13 protein-coding genes and 1 pseudogene are annotated in these 17,375 nt (G+C 74.9%); 5 read left to right on the forward strand and 9 right to left on the reverse strand.

The features are described from left to right. Window positions 1-9: 9 nt before the first annotated feature. The 4 genes from ACFWA9_RS22065 to ACFWA9_RS22080 form a co-directional block, all read right to left on the reverse strand. Window positions 10-972 (reverse strand): hypothetical protein, encoded by a 963-nt coding sequence (locus ACFWA9_RS22065; protein WP_359835965.1) that lies wholly within the window; start codon window positions 970-972, stop codon window positions 10-12. A gap of 341 nt (window positions 973-1,313) precedes the next feature. After that, window positions 1,314-2,798 (reverse strand): MFS transporter, encoded by a 1,485-nt coding sequence (locus ACFWA9_RS22070; protein ID WP_380389120.1) that lies wholly within the window; start codon window positions 2,796-2,798, stop codon window positions 1,314-1,316. After that, entirely contained in the window at window positions 2,795-3,532 is a 738-nt protein-coding gene (locus ACFWA9_RS22075) for an ArsR/SmtB family transcription factor (RefSeq protein WP_380389122.1), read from the reverse strand. Before ACFWA9_RS22075 ends, ACFWA9_RS22070 begins: the two co-directional genes overlap by 4 nt. Before the next feature lie 125 nt (window positions 3,533-3,657). After that, the gene (locus ACFWA9_RS22080) at window positions 3,658-4,455 is read right to left on the reverse strand and encodes a hypothetical protein (protein ID WP_380389124.1); all 798 of its coding nucleotides are present in this window, start codon (window positions 4,453-4,455) and stop codon (window positions 3,658-3,660) included. Between the two features lie 319 nt (window positions 4,456-4,774). Between ACFWA9_RS22080 and polX the strand changes: the two genes are divergently transcribed. Beyond that, window positions 4,775-6,502 carry a DNA polymerase/3'-5' exonuclease PolX gene (polX, locus tag ACFWA9_RS22085; protein WP_380389126.1) on the forward strand — a complete coding sequence of 576 codons (1,728 nt, stop codon included), beginning with the start codon at window positions 4,775-4,777 and terminating at the stop codon, window positions 6,500-6,502. 559 nt (window positions 6,503-7,061) lie between these two features. Further along, a complete protein-coding gene (locus ACFWA9_RS22090) occupies window positions 7,062-7,928 on the forward strand; it encodes a (2Fe-2S)-binding protein (protein WP_380389128.1) in 867 nt (288 codons plus the stop codon). 129 nt (window positions 7,929-8,057) lie between these two features. On the opposite strand, the gene ACFWA9_RS22095 is transcribed toward ACFWA9_RS22090, so the two are convergent. The 5 genes and pseudogenes from ACFWA9_RS22095 to ACFWA9_RS22115 all read right to left on the reverse strand — a co-directional run bounded on the left by ACFWA9_RS22095 (window position 8,058) and on the right by ACFWA9_RS22115 (window position 14,638). Continuing rightward, complete coding sequence (locus ACFWA9_RS22095) at window positions 8,058-9,110, reverse strand: hypothetical protein (RefSeq protein WP_380389130.1); 1,053 nt, start codon at window positions 9,108-9,110, stop codon at window positions 8,058-8,060. A gap of 123 nt (window positions 9,111-9,233) precedes the next feature. Then, window positions 9,234-10,868, reverse strand: a pseudogene (locus ACFWA9_RS22100) (alpha-amylase family glycosyl hydrolase). Window positions 10,869-11,007: 139 nt separating this feature from the next. Then, complete coding sequence (locus tag ACFWA9_RS22105) at window positions 11,008-11,718, reverse strand: bifunctional 4-hydroxy-2-oxoglutarate aldolase/2-dehydro-3-deoxy-phosphogluconate aldolase (RefSeq protein ID WP_380389132.1); 711 nt, start codon at window positions 11,716-11,718, stop codon at window positions 11,008-11,010. Further along, window positions 11,715-13,337 carry an amidohydrolase family protein gene (locus tag ACFWA9_RS22110; protein ID WP_380389134.1) on the reverse strand — a complete coding sequence of 541 codons (1,623 nt, stop codon included), beginning with the start codon at window positions 13,335-13,337 and terminating at the stop codon, window positions 11,715-11,717. Before ACFWA9_RS22110 ends, ACFWA9_RS22105 begins: the two co-directional genes overlap by 4 nt. Beyond that, on the reverse strand, window positions 13,337-14,638 hold the full coding sequence (locus tag ACFWA9_RS22115) for an alanine racemase (protein ID WP_380389136.1): 1,302 nt from the start codon (window positions 14,636-14,638) through the stop codon (window positions 13,337-13,339). The genes ACFWA9_RS22110 and ACFWA9_RS22115 overlap by 1 nt, the downstream gene beginning before the upstream one ends. Before the next feature lie 126 nt (window positions 14,639-14,764). Here ACFWA9_RS22115 and ACFWA9_RS22120 point away from each other — a divergent pair, with 126 nt between their 5' ends. The 3 genes from ACFWA9_RS22120 (at window position 14,765) to ACFWA9_RS22130 (ending at window position 17,296) form a co-directional block, all read left to right on the forward strand. Next, window positions 14,765-16,054, forward strand: coding sequence for a sugar kinase (locus ACFWA9_RS22120; RefSeq protein WP_380389138.1), 1,290 nt, complete (start codon window positions 14,765-14,767; stop codon window positions 16,052-16,054). Next, window positions 16,051-16,812: an IclR family transcriptional regulator gene (locus ACFWA9_RS22125; protein WP_329490902.1), complete on the forward strand. Its 762-nt coding sequence runs from the start codon at window positions 16,051-16,053 to the stop codon at window positions 16,810-16,812. Before ACFWA9_RS22120 ends, ACFWA9_RS22125 begins: the two co-directional genes overlap by 4 nt. Window positions 16,813-16,879: 67 nt before the next feature. Continuing rightward, window positions 16,880-17,296, forward strand: coding sequence for a RidA family protein (locus ACFWA9_RS22130; protein WP_329490901.1), 417 nt, complete (start codon window positions 16,880-16,882; stop codon window positions 17,294-17,296). Window positions 17,297-17,375 lie beyond the last annotated feature (79 nt).

The raw sequence follows: 17,375 nt of genomic DNA on the forward strand, positions 1-17,375 counted from the left end.
CTCCGGCGGCTACCTGCGGTAGGGGTTCTCCGCGTGCAGCGCCCTGTCGATGATGTCGCCGACGTCGCGGTCCGAGAGGGCCGCCGGCAAGGGGATGCCGAGCTGCTCGAAGAGCCGCCGTGCCTCGTCGACGGTGGGGTCCTCGCTGAGCGGCTCGGTGTCCCGCAGGTCGAGCTTGAGCGCCTGCTCCCGGTAGTGGTGCAGCTCGGTGACGTAGTAGTCGTAGAGCGGACGCCCGCGCTCGACGTAGAGGCTGACCCGCCGCGGATCGTCCTGAGTGATGATCAGACAGGACGCGGAGAGGTCGAAGCGCAGCGTCGGGACGACGGACGACAGGTGGACGTCGATCTCCAGGGTGTCGAGCCGCTGCCGGTACCACGAGGCGGCGAGCACGGTGGCGTACGACTCCTTGCGGGTGCGCTCGACGCTCCAGCCGTCCTGCGCGACGGAGTCCCGCCGGCTGCTGAACGTCTCGCGGAACCGCGAATAGGCGGCACAGGCCCGCTCGTCCCCCGGGTGCACGATATCGATCTTGACGGTGAGCGAACGGCGCCTGCGCTGCGCCTCCCGCACGCACTCGGGCAGGGTCACGGCCCGCAGATAGGTACCGGTGCCGCCCTTGAAGACCCACCGGTCGGTGTCCTGCCGGGCTCCCTCCAGGGCCCGTTCGAGATCCATACCGGCCAGCTCGCGCACCGAGGTCAGACTGTCCAGCGCCTGCCGCGCGCCGGCCGTGGCCTCCCGGATGTCGGCGATCCGGCGCTTGCGCTCGGCCAGCGACCCGTAGACCACCGCGGCGAGCACCAGGAGCGTGGCACCCGACACGACGTTGTCACCGAGCACTCCCCCGAACATGTCGAGCAACCCGACGGTCAGCGCGCCGCAGAAGGCGACGACACCGTCCGAGTTCCTGAGCGCCCAGGCGATCGCGCCCTCCAGCCGCCGCCCGGACCCCGAGCCCCCGTTCGCCACCCCGCACCCCCGCCCTTCGCCCACCAACATGGTAGGTCAGCAGTCCAGTTGACGCCCAGACAGTTCACTGCCGGAACGGAGCACGAAGGGCGCGCTTCGAGCGTGGAGGGCGCACACCGCAGGCCGTCGCCCCGACCGACCGGTACCTGCCGTCACCGGCCGGAGGAACGAGCCGGTGGCACGAGCGGGCGTCACGAACCGGTAGTACGAACCGGTGACGCGAGCCGGTGACGCGAGCCCGTGGCACGAGCCGGTGACGCGAACCACGGGCACGACCGCGCGGCACGACCGGCGGCGGCCGCCGGAACCGCTCGGCCGGCCTGCCGTCGGGCACGACCGACTCAGCCGTCGGCCTTGGCCCCGGCCACCGAGAGGAGGTGCCGGTCCGCCCCGGCGCCCGACTCCGCGGCGCCGGTCGGCGACGGCACCGGCGGCGCCGACCGTTCGGGCTCATGGGGGTCGGCCGCCGGCCCGCGACCCCGCAGGCGGTCCATCTCCCGCCACTCGGGCCGCAGGGCCGCCAGCGAGGTGGTGGCGAAGTACAGCCCACCGCCCACCAGCAGCACGGGTATCAGGCCGGACAGGGCGACGGCCGCGCCGGCGAGAAGACCGCCGAGGGGGATGCCGGCCCAGGCCAGCGAGTCGCCGAGGGCTCCGACGCGGCCCAGCAGGTGGCGCGGCACCCGCTCGAACGTCACCGCACCGAGGATCGGGTTGAGGAAGCCGGAACCGAAGCCGCCGACCGCGAAGACCGCCAGCACCACACCGATCGGCGCGTCCAGGGCGAGGACCAGGAACCTCGGTGCTCCGCAGAGCAGGAAGCCCGCGAAGAACACCACCCGGCGCGGAAGCCGATGGGCGACGGCCGCCGCTATCAGGCTCCCCGTCACCGCCGCGATCCCCCAGGCGCTGCCGGTCAACCCGATGGCCGCGGGGCCACCCCCGGACTGCTGCGCCCAGAGCGGCACCAGGACGGTCATGAAGCCCGCGTCCAGCAGGTTGGTCACCGCGATCATGACGATCACGGTGAGCAGCAGCGGCTCGCCGCGCAGGAAGGTGAAGCCCTCCCGGAACATCTGCCAGTAGCCGGCCGGCTCGTCGGCCCGCGTCGGCTGCGCGGACTCGGCGGCCCGCGCGGACTGCGCGGACTCGACGGAATCGGCGGAATCGGCGGCCCGCGCGGACTTCGTTATGGTCGGTGCGATGGCACCCCGGCCCATCCCCCGGGGCAGCACCACCAGCACGACCAGCGCACCCAGCCCGAAGGCGACCGCGTTCAGCGTCAGCCCGGCCATCGGACCGAGCAGCGCCACCAGCCCGCCGCCCACCGCCGGGCCGATCGTCGAGGCCAGCCGCTCGGTGACCCCGGACAGCCCGGTAGCGCGCTCCAGCGGCACCCGGGCGTGGTCGGCCGCCTCGGGGACCATCACCTCCTTGGCCAAGTCCCCCGGGCCGCGCACCGCGCCGACCGTCGCGACCAGGACCAGCAGCAGCCAGAACGGCAGCAGGCCAAGCCCGTGCAGCAACGGCACCAGGGCCGCCGCGACGGCACTCACCGTGTCCGTCGTCCAGGAGACGACGCGCGGGCCCAGCCGGTCGATCACCGGGCCCGTGAACGCCTTGACCAGCACGTACGGCGTCATCTCGACGAAGGCCACCACGCCGGTCATGGTGGCGCTGCCGGTGGTGGCGAGGACGAACCAGGGCAGGGCGATGGCCGAGACCCGGGTACCGGTGAGCGAGACGGCCATCGCCGACAGCACGCCGACCAGGGACCGGAGGCTGCGCGGGGCGGCGACCGCCTCGACGGCGGTGGACGCGGTCATGGCCGCCCCCCGGAGTCCTCGACCGAACCCTCGGGCCCGCCCGCCGCAGGCGCCGTCTCCCCGCCGCCGCGCCCGGCCCCGCCCTGATCGACGCCGTCCTGATCGGCGCCGTCCTGTCCGGCGTCGTCCTGGTCGGCGCCCCCTCGGGGCTCGGGCAGCACCTGGAGGACCACCCCGATCCGCTCGGCGCCGGCCGGGGCGTCCGCCGCGTCGAACTGCCGGTAGCGGCCGACGACGGCGGCCAGCTCCTCCGTCATGGCGCGGGCCTCCTCGGGAGTGAGCAGGACCGCCATGTCGCTGAGGTTGAGGATGTGGCGCCAGGCCCGCGGCATGGTCTCGTACCCGTTCAGCGCGCGCTGGGCGAGCAGCGTGTGCGCGGCGACGATGGACCGCAGGTAGCCGAGGGCCGCCTCCGGCTCCTCGTCCGCCAGCTCCATGTCCGACCACACGGTGAGCTGGTGGACCGCCCGCCACCACCGCTCGCGGGCGTTGCCGCGCTCGGAGTCCTCCTCGACGAACCCCGCCGCCGCCAGCTGCCGCAGGTGGTAGCTCGTCGCGCCCGACGTCAACCCCATCTGCTCGGCCAGCCTGGTCGCGGTGGACGGCCCGCCGCGGCGCAGCAGCCCGATCAGCTGCACGCGGACAGGATGGGCCAGTGCCCGCAGGCCCTTGGCATCGAGCACGACGTCCCGCTGCGGGTCGGGACTGTGCGGCCACCGCTTCTCTTCGGTCATGGCAGCAGCCTAGGACCGCAAAGACTTCTTCGCAAAGGGTTTTTGCGAAGAAGTCTTTGCGGTTCTCCCGGACGACTTTCCGGCACCCCCGCCCGACCGTCACGGCACGTCCGCGGCGCCCCGCCTCACTCGCGGGCGACCGACAGGACCAGCACCACGGTGAGGCCGCCGCCCGGAGTCTGCTCCACCACCAGCCGCCCGCCCGCCGCACGGACCAGGCCGTCCACCGCCGGGCCGGCCGCACCGGCGGAGCGCAGGCCGGCGAGCAGCCACTGCCGGGCCTCCGGCAGCTCGCTCTGCCCGCGGTCCACCACCCTGAGCTCCACCCGGGCCCGGCCGGCGCCGGCACCCGCCGCGCCCGCGAGCCCCGCAGCACCCCCGGCCACCGCCCGCGCCCGCGGGGCGTCCCGCACACCGAAGTCCCGCACGCCGGGGTCCACCGCACCGGCGTCCACCACATCGGCGCGCACCAGCACCCTGGCCCCCCACGGGCTGCGCCTGATCGCGTGATCGACCAACCCCGCCAGCGCCGACTCCAGCCGCCGGGCGTCCGCGACCACCACCGGCAGGCCGGCCGGTATTCGGACCGCCACCTGCCCCGCGCGGCCGCCCCCGCGCAGGACCCGCTGGACCACGTCGGCCACCTGGACGTGCGGCGCCCGCGGACCGCACCCCTCCGCCCGGTCCGTCCACCGCACCCGCTCCAGCTCCGGGCGGCTGAGTTCGCGGGGCCCGGCCATCACCCCGGCCGGCGGCCGCCCGAAGCCGTCCGCGGGTCCGAACCCCGCCTTCTCCCCGGTACCGTCCTCGCCCGCGCCCGGACCACCGCCCCGGCCACCCCCGGCGGCGGCGCCGAACGCACCGAACCCGCCGAGCGCCCGGGCGCCCGACGCGACATAGCCCCAGAGCTTTCCGCGTGCCATCGCCCTGCCCCTCGTACCTCACCGATCGTCGCCGCCGGCCGAACGGCGGACCGGAGTCGGCCGCGCTCCGGGTCCTCCGCCAAGCCTGCGCCCGGGCCGCACGGGTGACAATCCGGCTCCCGGGCACGAACCGGGCACAGTACCCCGCCGACCGACCGGGAATGAACCCGTCGACCGACGGGGGTCCGGTCGCCACCGCCCGCAGGGCGCCGCCCGAGCGCACCGGCCCGGCCCGCACGCCCCGACGCGCGCCCGCACGCCCCGAGGCCACCGAGCCGCACCCCCTGCCCGATCCGGCCGCCGAACCTAGACTGACCCCATGACCCGGCTCAACAACCAGGTCCAGGAGCTGCTCCAGGAGTACGCCGACCTGATCTCGATCACCGGCGGGGACGCCTTCCGGGCCCGCGCCTACGAGAAGGCCGCCCGTGCGGTGGGCGGCCACCCGGAGGACATCGCCGGGCTGGACGCCAAGGGCCTCCAGAAGATCCCCGGCGTCGGGAAGTCCACCGCCGACAAGATCGCCCAGTACCTCGCCACCGGCCGGATGGACGCGCTGGAGACGCTGCGCGCGGCCATCCCGGCCGGGGTCCGCGCCATGACGGCCGTTCCCGGTGTCGGGCCCAAACGCGCGCTCGCCCTCTACCGCGACCTCGACATCGCCTCCGTCGACCAGCTCGCCGAGGCCATCCGCGCGGACCGGCTGAGCACCGTCGCCGGGTTCGGCGAGCGCAGCGGCGAGCAGATCCTGCGCGGCATCGAGCTGATGCGGCAGGCCGGCGGGCGGACGCTGCTCGACGCGGCCACCGAACAGGCCGAGCAGATCGTCGCCGCGATCGCGGCCGTCCCGGGCTGCACCCGCTGCGCGTACGCGGGTTCGCTGCGCCGGATGCGCGAGACGGTCGGCGACATCGACGTGCTCGCCACCGCCGAGGACTCCACGCCGCTGATGGCCGCGCTCGCCGGACTCCCCTCGGTGGCCGAGGTGATCGCCCGTGGGCCGACCAAGACCTCGGTCCGCACCGCCAAGGGGCTCCAGGTCGACCTGCGGGTGGTGCCGGAGGAGGACTGGGGAGCGGCGCTGGTGTACTTCACCGGCTCCAAGGCGCACAACATCAGGCTCCGCACGATGGCCGTCCGGGCCGGGCTCAAGCTCTCCGAGTACGGCCTGTTCGACGCGGAGAGCGGCGACAAGGTGGTCTCGGCGACCGAGGAGGAGGTCTACGCGGCGCTCGGGCTGCCCTGGATCGCGCCGCCGATGCGCGAGGACCGCGGCGAGATCGAGGCCGCCCTGGAGGGCGAACTCCCGGTGCTGGTCACCGAGGCGGACCTGCGCGGCGACCTGCACACCCACACCGATCTCACCGACGGGCTGGCGAGCCTGGAGGAGATGATCGACACGGCGGCCGCCCGCGGTTACGCGTACTACGCCGTCACCGACCACGCGCCGGACCTGGTGATGCAGCGGATGACGGACGAGAAGATGCTCGCCCAGCGCGAGCGACTGCGCGAACTGGCGGGCCGGCACCGGCGGATGCGGCTGCTGCACGGCACCGAGCTGAACATCGGCCCGGACGGCGGCGTGGACTGGCCCGCCGAGTTCCTGGCCGGTTTCGACGTCTGCGTCGCCTCCGTCCACTCGCACTTCGGGGCCGACCGCGCCGCCCAGACCCGCCGGCTGATCCGCGCCTGCGAGAACCCGCACGTGCACGTCATCGGCCACCTCACCACCCGGCGGATCGGCCGGCGCGGGCCGATCGACGTCGACCTCGACGCCGTGTTCCGGGCCGCCGCCCGGACCGGCACCGCGATCGAGATCAACAGCTCACCGAACCGCCTCGACCTGCGCGACGAGGACGTGCTGCGGGCGAAGCGCCACGGGGTCCGCTTCTCGATCGACAGCGACGCCCACTCCACCCCGCAGCTGGCGTACCCGAGGTACGGCGTCGGCACCGCGCAGCGGGCCTGGCTGACCGCCGAGGACGTGATCAACACCTGGCCGTGGCAACGCCTGAAGCGGTTCCTGCGCAAGGACGCGCTGCGGTAGCGCACGGCAGCCGCCCCCAGGTGCCCGCCCACGTCGCCGCGGGTGCGCCCGACCTGCCCCGGAGCCGGGTAGATTGCCCCGATTCATGGGGAAAAGCCCTGGTGCCCGGGGCGTGGGAGGCGCATCATGGAGGTGGACCTGCGAGGAGCTGTGGGAGTTCGACCGCAGGAGGCAGTGGCGACAGATCGAGACGGATCAGGGTCTGCCGCTGGTACCTCGGTCGACGATCGAACTATGAGGCCGGAGGACGCGACGTCCGGAGGCCATCCCCCTCCTCGCAGGTTCCGCACGCCCGGCGACCGCAGGTTCGGCGCGCCCGGCGGCGGGGGCCACGACTCCGGGACCACGACTCCGGGACCACGGCTCGGGGGCCAGGACTCGGGCGCCCGTGGCGCGGTAGCGTTCGTCACCGCCGATACCGGCCACTCGACCGTCCCGGGCCGACGCCCCCACGGCCCGCCCCGGAGGACCGCCCGATGACCGACGACCGCCCGCCCGCAGGCAGCCCGGGGCTCCGCCGGCCGACCCCGTGCCCGCCGGTCGCCCGGGCGGTCGGCCGATGACCACCGGCACGCCCGACTATCGCCGACTCTCCGCCGTCGGACCGTACTTCGCCCTGGACTCCGGCGCCTCGCCCGCCGAGGCCGCCCCTCCGGGATTCCGCCCGCTGCGCGAGCTGTACGCGCCCGGGCCCCGCTCGCCGCTGGCCCAGCGGGTCCGGGTGGTGGCCCACCGGCTCGGCACCGCCGAACCCCGGGTGGCGGCCTCGATCCTGCACCTCGGGCTCGCCGCCCGGTTCTGCTCGGTGGGCCTCGGCGCCGCAGTCCTGCTGGGCACCGTCCCCGCACTGGACCCCGACCGCGCCTACGTGCGCGTCCCGGAGCAGGGCCCGATCGACCTCTGGACACCGCACGAGGCGACACCGCACGAAGCGACACCCCACGAAGCGACACCCCACGACGGAACGCCCCACGGCGGGACACCGGACCACCGAGCGCCGCACCACGACGCACCCCACCCCCCGCAGCCGCCCGCTCCGGCTCCGACCGGCCCCCGCGCGAGCGACGAGCAGCTGGCCGACCGGCTCCACCACGTGCTCGTCCAGGGCCAGTTGACGCTGCTCGCGGCCGCCGTCCGGGCCGCCGTGCCGCTCTCCGGCAGACTGCTCGACGGCAATGCCGCCTCCGCCCTGGCGGGGGCCCTGCGCATGCTCGACGCCCACGCGGCCCCCGGCCGGGCCCGCGCCCTCGTCGCGGCGGTACTCCGCCGGCCACCGCTGGCCGACACCGGCGAGCTGCGCGGCACCGGCTTCCGGCGCACCAGTTGCTGCCTCTACTACCGGGTCGGCCCGGGCACCGGCGTCTGCGGCGACTGCTGCTTCACCAGCCCGCCCGGACCACGCCGCCCCGAACCACGCCGCTCCTGACCACGCCGCCCCACCCCCGAGGCGCAGCGCTGCGGCCCGCGTGCGGCCTGTCCGGGGCCGGGCGCGGGCCGCCGATCCCCACCCGGCGCCGATGCCCGTGGCGGCGGGTGAAGCCTTCCAGCGTCACGGTCAGACCGCGACCGCCTCCGCCATCTCCTCCTCGGCCTCCGCCTCCGCCTCGACCGCCGACCGGCCGCGCTTCTCGTACGCCGCCGCGCCGACCATCACCGCACCGCCCAGCGCCAGCCAGAGCGCCAGGGTCAGCACGTGCCCGCCGAGCCCGGCGCCGCCGTCGAAGTACAGGACGCTGCGGGCGCCCTCCAGGAATCCGGCGCCGGTCCAGAAGGCGTGCAGGGCACCGAAGAAGCCGCTCTGCAGCTCGGGCCGGTAGACGCCGCCCGAGGTGGTGAAGTTCAGCATCACGAAGAGCACCATCATCGTCAGCGTGGTCCACCGCTTCAGGAAGCTGTGCAGGCCGATGCCGATCGCGAGGACACCCGCCGAGTACAGCCAGCCGAGCGCCCAGACGGCCGCCAGGTCGTGGTCCACGACGTGGAAGACCGGCCCGGCGGTGCCGATGCCGATCACGCTCACCGCCAGCGAGACGGCGAGGCCGACCAGGGCCCGGGTCCGCATGCCGAGGGCGGCGCCGGCCGCGCCGATCACCGCGACGCTCGCGTAGGAGCCGATGCTGAGCGCGACCAGCAGGAAGAACAGGCCCTGGCCGGTCGGGTCGCCCTTGCCGGGCGTGGCGAGGTCGGTGACGGCCAGCGGCACGCCCTGCTGGTCGGTGACGTTCCGGAACACCGCCTCCGCCGCCATCGCGGAGGTGTCGGACCCGCCCTTGGCGACGATCAGTTCGGGGCTCCGGGCGTCCGGGAGGAACGCGCCGACCAGGTCGCGGTCGCGCAGCTGCTGCTCGGCGGCGTCCCTGGTCGCCAGGGTGCTGACGTCGAGCGCCGGGCCGGCCTTGGCCCGGACGGCGTCCGCCAGGCCCTGCGCCTGCGGGGAGGTGCCGACGACGGCGACCTTCAGGTGGTGCGGCTCGGGCTGGTGGAACGCCCCCTGGTAGGCGAGCGCCATGCCCAGGCACATCAGCAGCGGGGTGAGCAGGTGGACGGCGAGGTGCTTGAGCGCGTGCCCCGGGGTGGGCGCCGCGGCGGTGGTCTGGGGTGCACTCATGGCGTTCGTCTCGTCCTCCGTTGCCGGGCATAGAAGATGGTAAATGCAACCATCTGGATGCAGTGTACAACCATTTCGAGGACGAGCGAAAGCCCGGACCCACCCCCGCGCGGCCCGCCCGGCTCAGACCAGCTCGAACACCCCGTACGAGAACCCGTCCGCCCGCAGCTCTCGGTCGACCACCCGCACCCCCTGCACGTCCAGCGGCCGCACCGCGACCGGACCACCCGCGCCACCCGACCGGACCGCACCGCCCGGGCCGCCCGGCAGCGCCGACCCGAGCGGCACCACGCCCGGCTCCCGCCGCGGATTGACCACCACCAGGTACCGCCCCGCCCGGATGTACACCAGCGGGTAGCCGTCGCCGCGGACCTCGACCGCACCGCCCGCCCCCAGACCCGGATGGGCCCGCCGAAGCGCGATCAGGCGCCGGACGGTGTGCAGCAGCGAGGTCGGGTCGGCGCGCTGCGTGGCCACGTCCGGGCGGTGCGGGTCGGGGTCGACCGGCAGGTAGAGGCGCTAGGCGGGAGCGGTGGAGAAGCCCGCGTTCGCCCCGGGCTCCCACTGCATCGGCGTGCGCGAGCCAGCCCGGTTGTACCGCGGACCAAGCGTGCTGCCCTCCACGTCGGGCAGGCCGGGAAGATAGCGCATGCCGATCTCGTCGCCGTAGTAGACCGCCGGCAGGGTGGGCCAGGTGAGCTGGAAGGCGAAGGCGGGGGCGAGCTGTTCGGCGGTCCGCGGGCCGGTGGCGAGCCGGGAGAAGTCGTGGTTCGCGGTGGGCAGCGCGATGTACCCGGCGCCCTCGGTGAGTTGGGCGGCGCTGCGCCAGGCGTCGAGGAAGACCCGCGGGGTGCCGCGGCCCTCGGCCTCGAAGTAGCAGGGGCCCTGCTTCCAGTACTCCTCGACCGTGCCGGTGCCGTTGTTCCACAGCGAGCGGAGCGGCAGGCCGTGGTCGGCGCCGCCGAACTGGAGGAAGAAGTCGGCGTGGAAACCGGCCCCGACGGCGGCGGCCGGGTCGCCCCACTCGGCGAGCAGCGCGGCCTGCGGGTGGGCGCGGTCGAGCCAGTCGCGCAGCTCGGTCCAGAGCTTGGAGGTCTCGACGAACCCGGGGTCGTCCTTGACCAGCGAGGAGGCCATGTCGACGCGGAACCCGGCCAGGCCGAGCTCCAGCCAGTGCGCCATGATCCCGCGCAGCGCGGCGCGGTTCGCGCGCGGACCGTCGGCGTCCACCGGCTGTCGCCAGGGCTGGTCGGAACGGCTCTGCGCGTAGCCGAAGTTGAGCGCCGGCTGGCAGTCGAAGAAGTTCGGCCGGTACCAGCCGGGGCGGCTGCCGGGCGAGGCGACGAAACCGTCGACCGGCCGGTCCGACCAGATGTAGCGGTCGTCGTCCCGGTCCTCGGCGGCGGCGAGGAACCAGGGGTGCCGGTCGGAGGTGTGACCGGCGACCAGGTCGAGCAGGATCCGGATGCCCCGGCCGCGCGCCGCCTCGACCAGCGCGGCCAGGTCCTCGGTGGAGCCGTACCGGGGCGCGGGCGTGAGGTAGTCGCTCACGTCGTACCCGGCGTCCCGGAACGGCGAGGCGAAGCACGGGTTCAGCCAGACCGTGTCGACCCCGAGCCAGGCCAGGTGGTCCAGGCGGGCGGCGATGCCCGCGAAGTCCCCGATGCCGTCGCCGTCGGAGTCGGCGAAGGTCTGCGGGTAGATCTGGTACAGGACGGCGTCGGCCAGCCAGTCGGGGCCGGGGCGGGTCGAGGTCATGGGGTGGATCCTCCTACCGGGTGCCGGGGTCCGGAACCACCGATTCTCGTCCAATCCCGGCCGTCCCGACAGCCCCCCTCCGGCACCGCTCCCCCGGGGCCCGGGCCTTCCCCGGCGACCCGGCCCCGCCGCGCCGCGCCTACCGGCCTCCCACGGCGCAGGCCCGGGTGAACACCCGCGCCCGCCGGGCGATCTCGGCCCAGTCCCCGGCCGCGACGGCCTCCGGCGCCACCACGTCCGTCCCCGCGCAGACCGCGAGCGCGCCCTGTGCCAGGAACTCCGCCGCGTTGCCCGCGTTGACGCCGCCGGAGGCGACCAGCGGGACGTCCGGGTAGGGACCGCGGAGGTCCTTGAAGTAGCCGGGCCCGAAGGTCCGGGCCGGGAAGATCTTGACGGCCGCGGCGCCGAGGTCGACGGCCTGCGCGACCTCGGTGGGGGTCAGCGCGCCCAGCACGACCGGTACCCCGGCGGCGTGCCCGACCCGGGCCACCTCGGGCCGGCAGCCGGGTGTGACCAGGAAGGACGCGCCGGCGGCGATGCCGCGCTCGGCCTGCTCGGCGGTCAGCACCGTACCGACCCCGACCCGGTGGCCGGCCTGCGCCGCACTGAGCAGATGATCCGTCACACCAGGTGTGGTGTAGGTGAATTCGGTCCAGGTGATGCCGCCCTCGGCGAGCGCGGCGCAGAGCGCGGCGGCGTCGGGTATCCGGGGGGCACGGACGACGGCGATCACCGGATCGGCGGCCAGCGCGGCACGCGCGGCCGCGAGGACGGAAGCGGCCGCGGGACCGGAAGCGGCCGCGGCAGCCGTCACGGAAACGGCATCGGAGACGAAGGGCGAAGGGCTCATGCGGCTCGGGTTCCTCGATCGGTTCGGCGCAGGGCGCGCCCGGGCCGGGCGCCCGTGGTGCGGCCCTGCTGGACGACGGCGGTGCCGTTGACGTAGACGTGCTCGATCCCGGCGGCGGGCCGCCGGGGCTGTTCGAAGGTGGCGGTGTCCTGGACGCGTTCGGGGTCGAGGAGCACCAGGTCGGCGTGGAATCCGGGGGCGATCCGGCCGCGCCGGTCCAGCCGCAGCCGGGCGGCGGGCCGGCCGGTCATCCGGGCGATCGCCTGCTCCAGGGTCAGGACGCCCAACTCCCGGCTGTAGTAAGCGAGATAGCGGGGGAAGGTACCCCAGGCCCGCGGGTGCGGCCGGGCCCCGACCAACAGGCCGTCGCTGCCGGCGGTGTGCGCGCGATGCCGCATGATCGCCCGGACGTTCTCCTCGTGGCCGACGTGCTGGAGGATGGTGGTGGCCAGCTCGTCCCGGCGCAGCAGGTCGAGGAAGACCTCCGTCCCGCTACGGCCCTGCTCGGCGGCCAGCTCGGCGACGGTCCGGCCGACGGCCCCCGCCAGCTCCTGGTTCCGGACGCCGGAGAGCTGGATGGTCGCCCAGTCGGTGACCACCCCGTGGCAGCCGTCGCTGCCCTTCACCTCCACCTCGTACCGGATCCGCTCGCACGCGTCCGCCTCACCGAGCCGGGCCAGGGTGGCCTGCGGGCCGCCCTCGGTGGCCCAGCCGGGCAGCAGGGCGGCCAGTGTGGTGGAGCCGGGCAGGTAGGGGTAGCTGTCCAGGGTGAGGTCGATGCCGTCGGCGAGTGCCCGGTCGACGAGGTCGAGCAGTTCGCCCGCCCGCCCCTGGTTCACGCCGAAGTTCATCGTGGCGTGGGTCAGGTGCAGCGGGCAGCCGGACCGGCGGGCGATCTCCACCATCTCGGCGTAGCCCTCCAACGCCCCAGCTCCGTAGGAACGTTGGTGCGGTGCGTGGAATCCGCCGCACTCGGCGACGACCCGGCAGAGGGCGACCAGTTCGGCGGTGTCGGCGTACATCCCGGGCGTGTAGGTCAGGCCGCTGGAGAGGCCGACGGCGCCTTCGGCCAGGCCCTGGGCCAGCAGTTCGCGCATCCGGTCGAGCTCCCGGGCGCTCGGAGCCCGGTTCTCCCACCCCATGGCCAGCATCCGCAGCGAGCCGTGCGGGACGAGGTAGCAGGCGTTGACGGCCGGCCCGGTCCGGTCCAGCCGGTCCAGGTACTCGCCGACGGTGCGCCAGTCCCAGTCGAAGCCCTCCGGATCGCCGTTCCACCCGGCGATCTGGCGGCGCAGCGCGGGCAGCGTGCCGTCGTCGACCGGGGCGTAGGAGAGGCCGTCCTGGCCGAGGACTTCGCAGGTGACGCCCTGGGTGACCTTGGCCGGGTGGTCGGGTTCGAGCAGCAGGGCCAGGTCGGAGTGGGCGTGCATGTCGATGAAGCCGGGGGCCAGTACCAGGCCGTCGGCGTCCACTTCGCGGGCGCCGCCGAGCCCGTGCCCGAGCTCGGTGATCCGCCCCTGCCCGATCCGCACGTCGGCCCGGTACCGGTCGGCGCCGGTGCCGTCGACGACGGTGGCCCCCTTGAAGACGAGGTCATCGACCGGAGACTGAGGCTCCATCAGAAGTACGTCCTGATCAGGCCGGTGACCTTGGGGTCGGCCGCGGAGGCGTCGTCCAGCACCGGGATCATCGTCCACTTGTCGAAGGCGGTGCAGGGGTGGGACACCCCGAGCCGCAGTACCGCGCCGACCGGCGCGAGGTCGCCGGCGTCCCGCAGGAAGGCGTGCTGGTCGTTGAGCGCGGTGATCCGGGCCGCCGTGCCGGTCAGCACCGGTCCGCCCCGGACGAGTTGGGGCTCCGGCAGGCCCTCGTCGAAGGGCAGGTCGCGCTTGCCCGCGTCGAGCAGGGCCAGTTGCGGCTCCGGCCGGGAGACCACCCGGGCCCAGCCGTGCAGAGCGCCCCGGAAGGGCGTCGGACCGGCCCCCCGGGCCAGCGGGGAGATCCCCCGGTAGAAGCCGTCGTCGTGGGCGATGTAGGCGCCCGAGCGCAGGACCACCGAGGCCTCCGGCAGTGCGGCCAGCTCTTCGACCACCAGGTCGAAGTAGGCGCTGCCACCGGCCGTGACGATCGGCGGGGCACCGTCGGCGTAGCCGCCGGCCAGCCGTCCGTGCAGGTCGGCGAGGGCGCGCAGGTAGCCGCGGACGGTGGCCAGGCCGTCGGCGCCGGCGTCGTGGGCCAGTGCGCCCTCGTAGCCGCCGATCCCCGCCAGTCGCAGCGTCGGCGCGCGCAGCACCGCGGCGGCGACCTCGACGGCCGCGTCGACCCCGCGGGCGCCGGTCCGCCCGCCGGGGCCGCCGAGCTCGACCAGGACCTCGACCGGTCGTTCGGCGCCGGCCGCGCGCAGCGCCTCGTCCATCAGCCGGACGCTCTCGGTGGAGTCCACCCAGGAGACGAAGGCGAACGACGGGTCGGCGGCCAGCTCACCGGCGAGCCAGCCGAGCCCGGCCGGGTCGAGCAGGGTGTTGGCGAGCAGGATCCGCCGGACGCCGAACGCCCGCGCCACCCGGACCTGCGGGAGGTTGGCCAGGGTGATGCCGTGGCTGCCGGCGTCCAGCTGGGCCTGCCAGAGCGCGGGCGCCATCGTGGTCTTGCCGTGCGGGGCGAGGGCGACGCCCGCCTTGGCGCACCAGTCGGCCATCGTCCGCACATTGTGGTCGAGCGCGGCGGCGTCCAGGGTGAGCAGCGGGGTGCCGAAGCCGGCGAGGGTGGGCCCGGTGGCGAGGTAGTCCCGCACGGTCGACCCCCACGCGGCGGGCGGCAGCGCCTTGAAGCGCCAGTCGAGCACCTCGTCGGCGAGGGACGCGACCGCGCCGGTGTCGATGCCCGGTCCGGTGCCGCTGCTTACGAAGGTCTGGTCCACCGTATTCTCCTTACGTGTTGCAACATGTGCAACGAGGGTTGCACATGCTGGCATCACGGTTCTAGCATCGGCGCCGGACGAAGGTCAACGGAAACGGTCAGCCGCAGCACACGAGGAGCCCACCAGATGCCCCGACAGGACGCCGCCGTGAGCTCGGGCACCCCGCCGCTCGACAGCCCGACGGCGGCCGGCCGGGCGGAGCCGGGCCCGGCGGCGGCACCGGGCGGACCTTCGGCGCACGACGGCCCGGTGGCCCACGGCGGAGCGGCGACGCGCCCGACGCCCGGGACCCCGACGGCGGTCTGCGTGGGCGAGTCGATGGCTGTCCTGCTGCCGGACCGGCCGGGCCCGCTGGAGGCGGTGGAGAACTTCCACCTCTCGGTCGGCGGCGCCGAGTCCAACGTGGCGGGCGCCCTGGCGGCGCTCGGCGTGTCGAGCGCCTGGATCAGCCGGGTGGGCGACGACGGCTTCGGCCGCCGCCTGGTCGGCGAGGTCGCCGCCCGCGGGGTGGACGTCTCGGCGGTCGCCGTCGACCCGCACCGCCCGACCGGCCTCTACCTCAAGGAGGTCGGCGGCTCCACCGGTGCCCGGCACGACCTCGGTCCCGGGCGCAGCCGGCTGCACTACCACCGGCGCGGCTCGGCCGCCGCCGCGCTCTCGCCCGCCCTGTTGGACGACCCGGCCGCCGTCCGCCTGCTCGCCGGTGCCCGGCTGCTGCACCTGTCCGGCATCACCGCGGCCCTGTCCGACGACTGCCTGGCCCTGCTGCGCGCCCTGCTCGCCGACCGCCGCCCCGGCCGGCTGACCAGCTTCGACCTGAACTGGCGCCCCGCGCTCTGGCTGGACCGCGACCCGGCCGTCCTGCCCCCGCTGCTGGACGCGGCCGATCTGCTGCTGCTCGGCGCCGATGAGGGCGAGGCCGCCTTCGGCACCGGCGACCCGCTGGCGCTGCGCCGCCGGTTCCCCTCCCCCGCCACCGTGGTGGTCAAGGACGCCGCACGGACGGTCACCGCGCTGGAGCGGGACGGCGCGGCCGTCACCGAACCGGCCCTCGCCGTCGAGGTGGTCGAGGCCACCGGCGCGGGCGACGCCTTCGCGGCCGGCTACCTCGCGGCCACCGTCCGCGGCCTGGACCAGCGCCGCCGGCTGCGGCTCGGCCACCTCAGCGCCGCCTGCGCGCTGACCGCCCACGGGGACCAGGCCGAACTGCCCCCCGAGCCGGTGGTCGCCGCACTGCTGAACGCCTCCCCCCGGGAGTGGGCCGCCACCCGGGTCTCCGCGGATGGCATCGTGTCCCCCGTACTGCCCGCGGCGGCGCCGCCCCGGCCGGTCCCGTCCGCGACGGCGGCGCCGGTGGCCGGGGGCGGTGTCACCGACCCTCGACCGGCCGCCTCCCCGGCCCTTGGAGCACGATGAGCCAGACCGTCACCCGCGCCCTGCGCATCCTCGCCGAGCTCGGCGAGGGCGAGCGCTCGCTGGACCAGCTCGCCGAGGTGCTCGGCGTGCACAAGACCACGGTGCTGCGGCTGCTCCAGAGCCTCGAAGAGGAACGATTCGTCTACCGCGACCCGGCCTACCGCTACCACCTCGGCGCCGGCCTCTTCGCCCTCTCCGGCCTCGCCCTGGAGCAGCGCGGCGTCCGCCGGATCGCCGCGCCGCACCTGGCCGAGCTGAACGCCGCCACCGGCCAGACCGTGCACCTGGCCGCGTACGAGGGCGGGGAGGTCGTCTACATCGACAAGTACGACTCGCGCCACCCGGTCAGGATGTACTCGCGGATCGGCCTGCGGGCCGCCCTGCACAGCGCCGCCGTCTCCAAGGTGCTGCTCGCCGACCTGCCGGTGCCCGAGCGGCGCCGGGTGGTGGCCGGCATCGACTTCACCCCGCACACCGCCCGCACCCTGACCACTCCCGAGGCGCTGCTCGCCGAGCTGGAGAAGGTCGCGGCCCAGGGCTGGGCGCAGGACCACGCCGAGCACGAGGCCTTCATCAACTGCGTGGCGGCGCCGATCCGGGACGCCAGCGGACGCGTCGTCGCCGCCGCCTCGATCTCCGTCCCCGACGTCGTCCTCCCCTACGAACAGGTGCTGGAGCTGCTGCCCCAGCTGCTCGCCACCGCCCGCGCCGTCTCCGCCGACTGCGGGCAGAACCCCCAGGCTCCCCAGACCGGCTGACCCGCCGAACCGGCCGGCCCCGCCGGCCCCGGACCTGCCGAACCGCCACCACCAACCGAGGAAGCCCATGAGCGACCAGAGCGACAAGACCGAGATCCGCACCGACGGCGCCCCCGCCCCGGCCTGGATGTTCTCCCAGGGCGTCCGCAAGGGCCCCATCCTCCAGGTCTCCGGCCAGGGCCCGCAGGACCCGGCCACCGGCGAGTACCTGCACCACGGCGACGTGAAGGCACAGACCCGCCGCACGCTGGAGAACGTCAAGGCGATCGTGGAGGCCGGCGGCGCCACCATCGAGGACGTGGTGATGTTCCGCGTCTACCTGACCAAGCGGGCCGACTTCCCGCTGATGAACGAGGTCTACGCCGCGTTCATCGAGGAGAACATCGCGCCGGGCGGCGTGAAGCCCTGCCGCACCACGATCTTCGTCGAGCTGCCGCAGGAGCCGATGCTGGTCGAGATCGACGCGCAGGCCGTGATCGGCTGACCGGCCACCGAGACGCGCAAGCCGTGATCGGCTGACCCGCCGCGACACGACGCGCGGGGCCCGGACGAGTGTCCGGGCC

It is taken from the genome of Kitasatospora sp. NPDC059973, assembly GCF_042737525.1.
In the GTDB taxonomy this organism is placed as follows: Bacteria; Actinomycetota; Actinomycetes; order Streptomycetales; family Streptomycetaceae; genus Kitasatospora.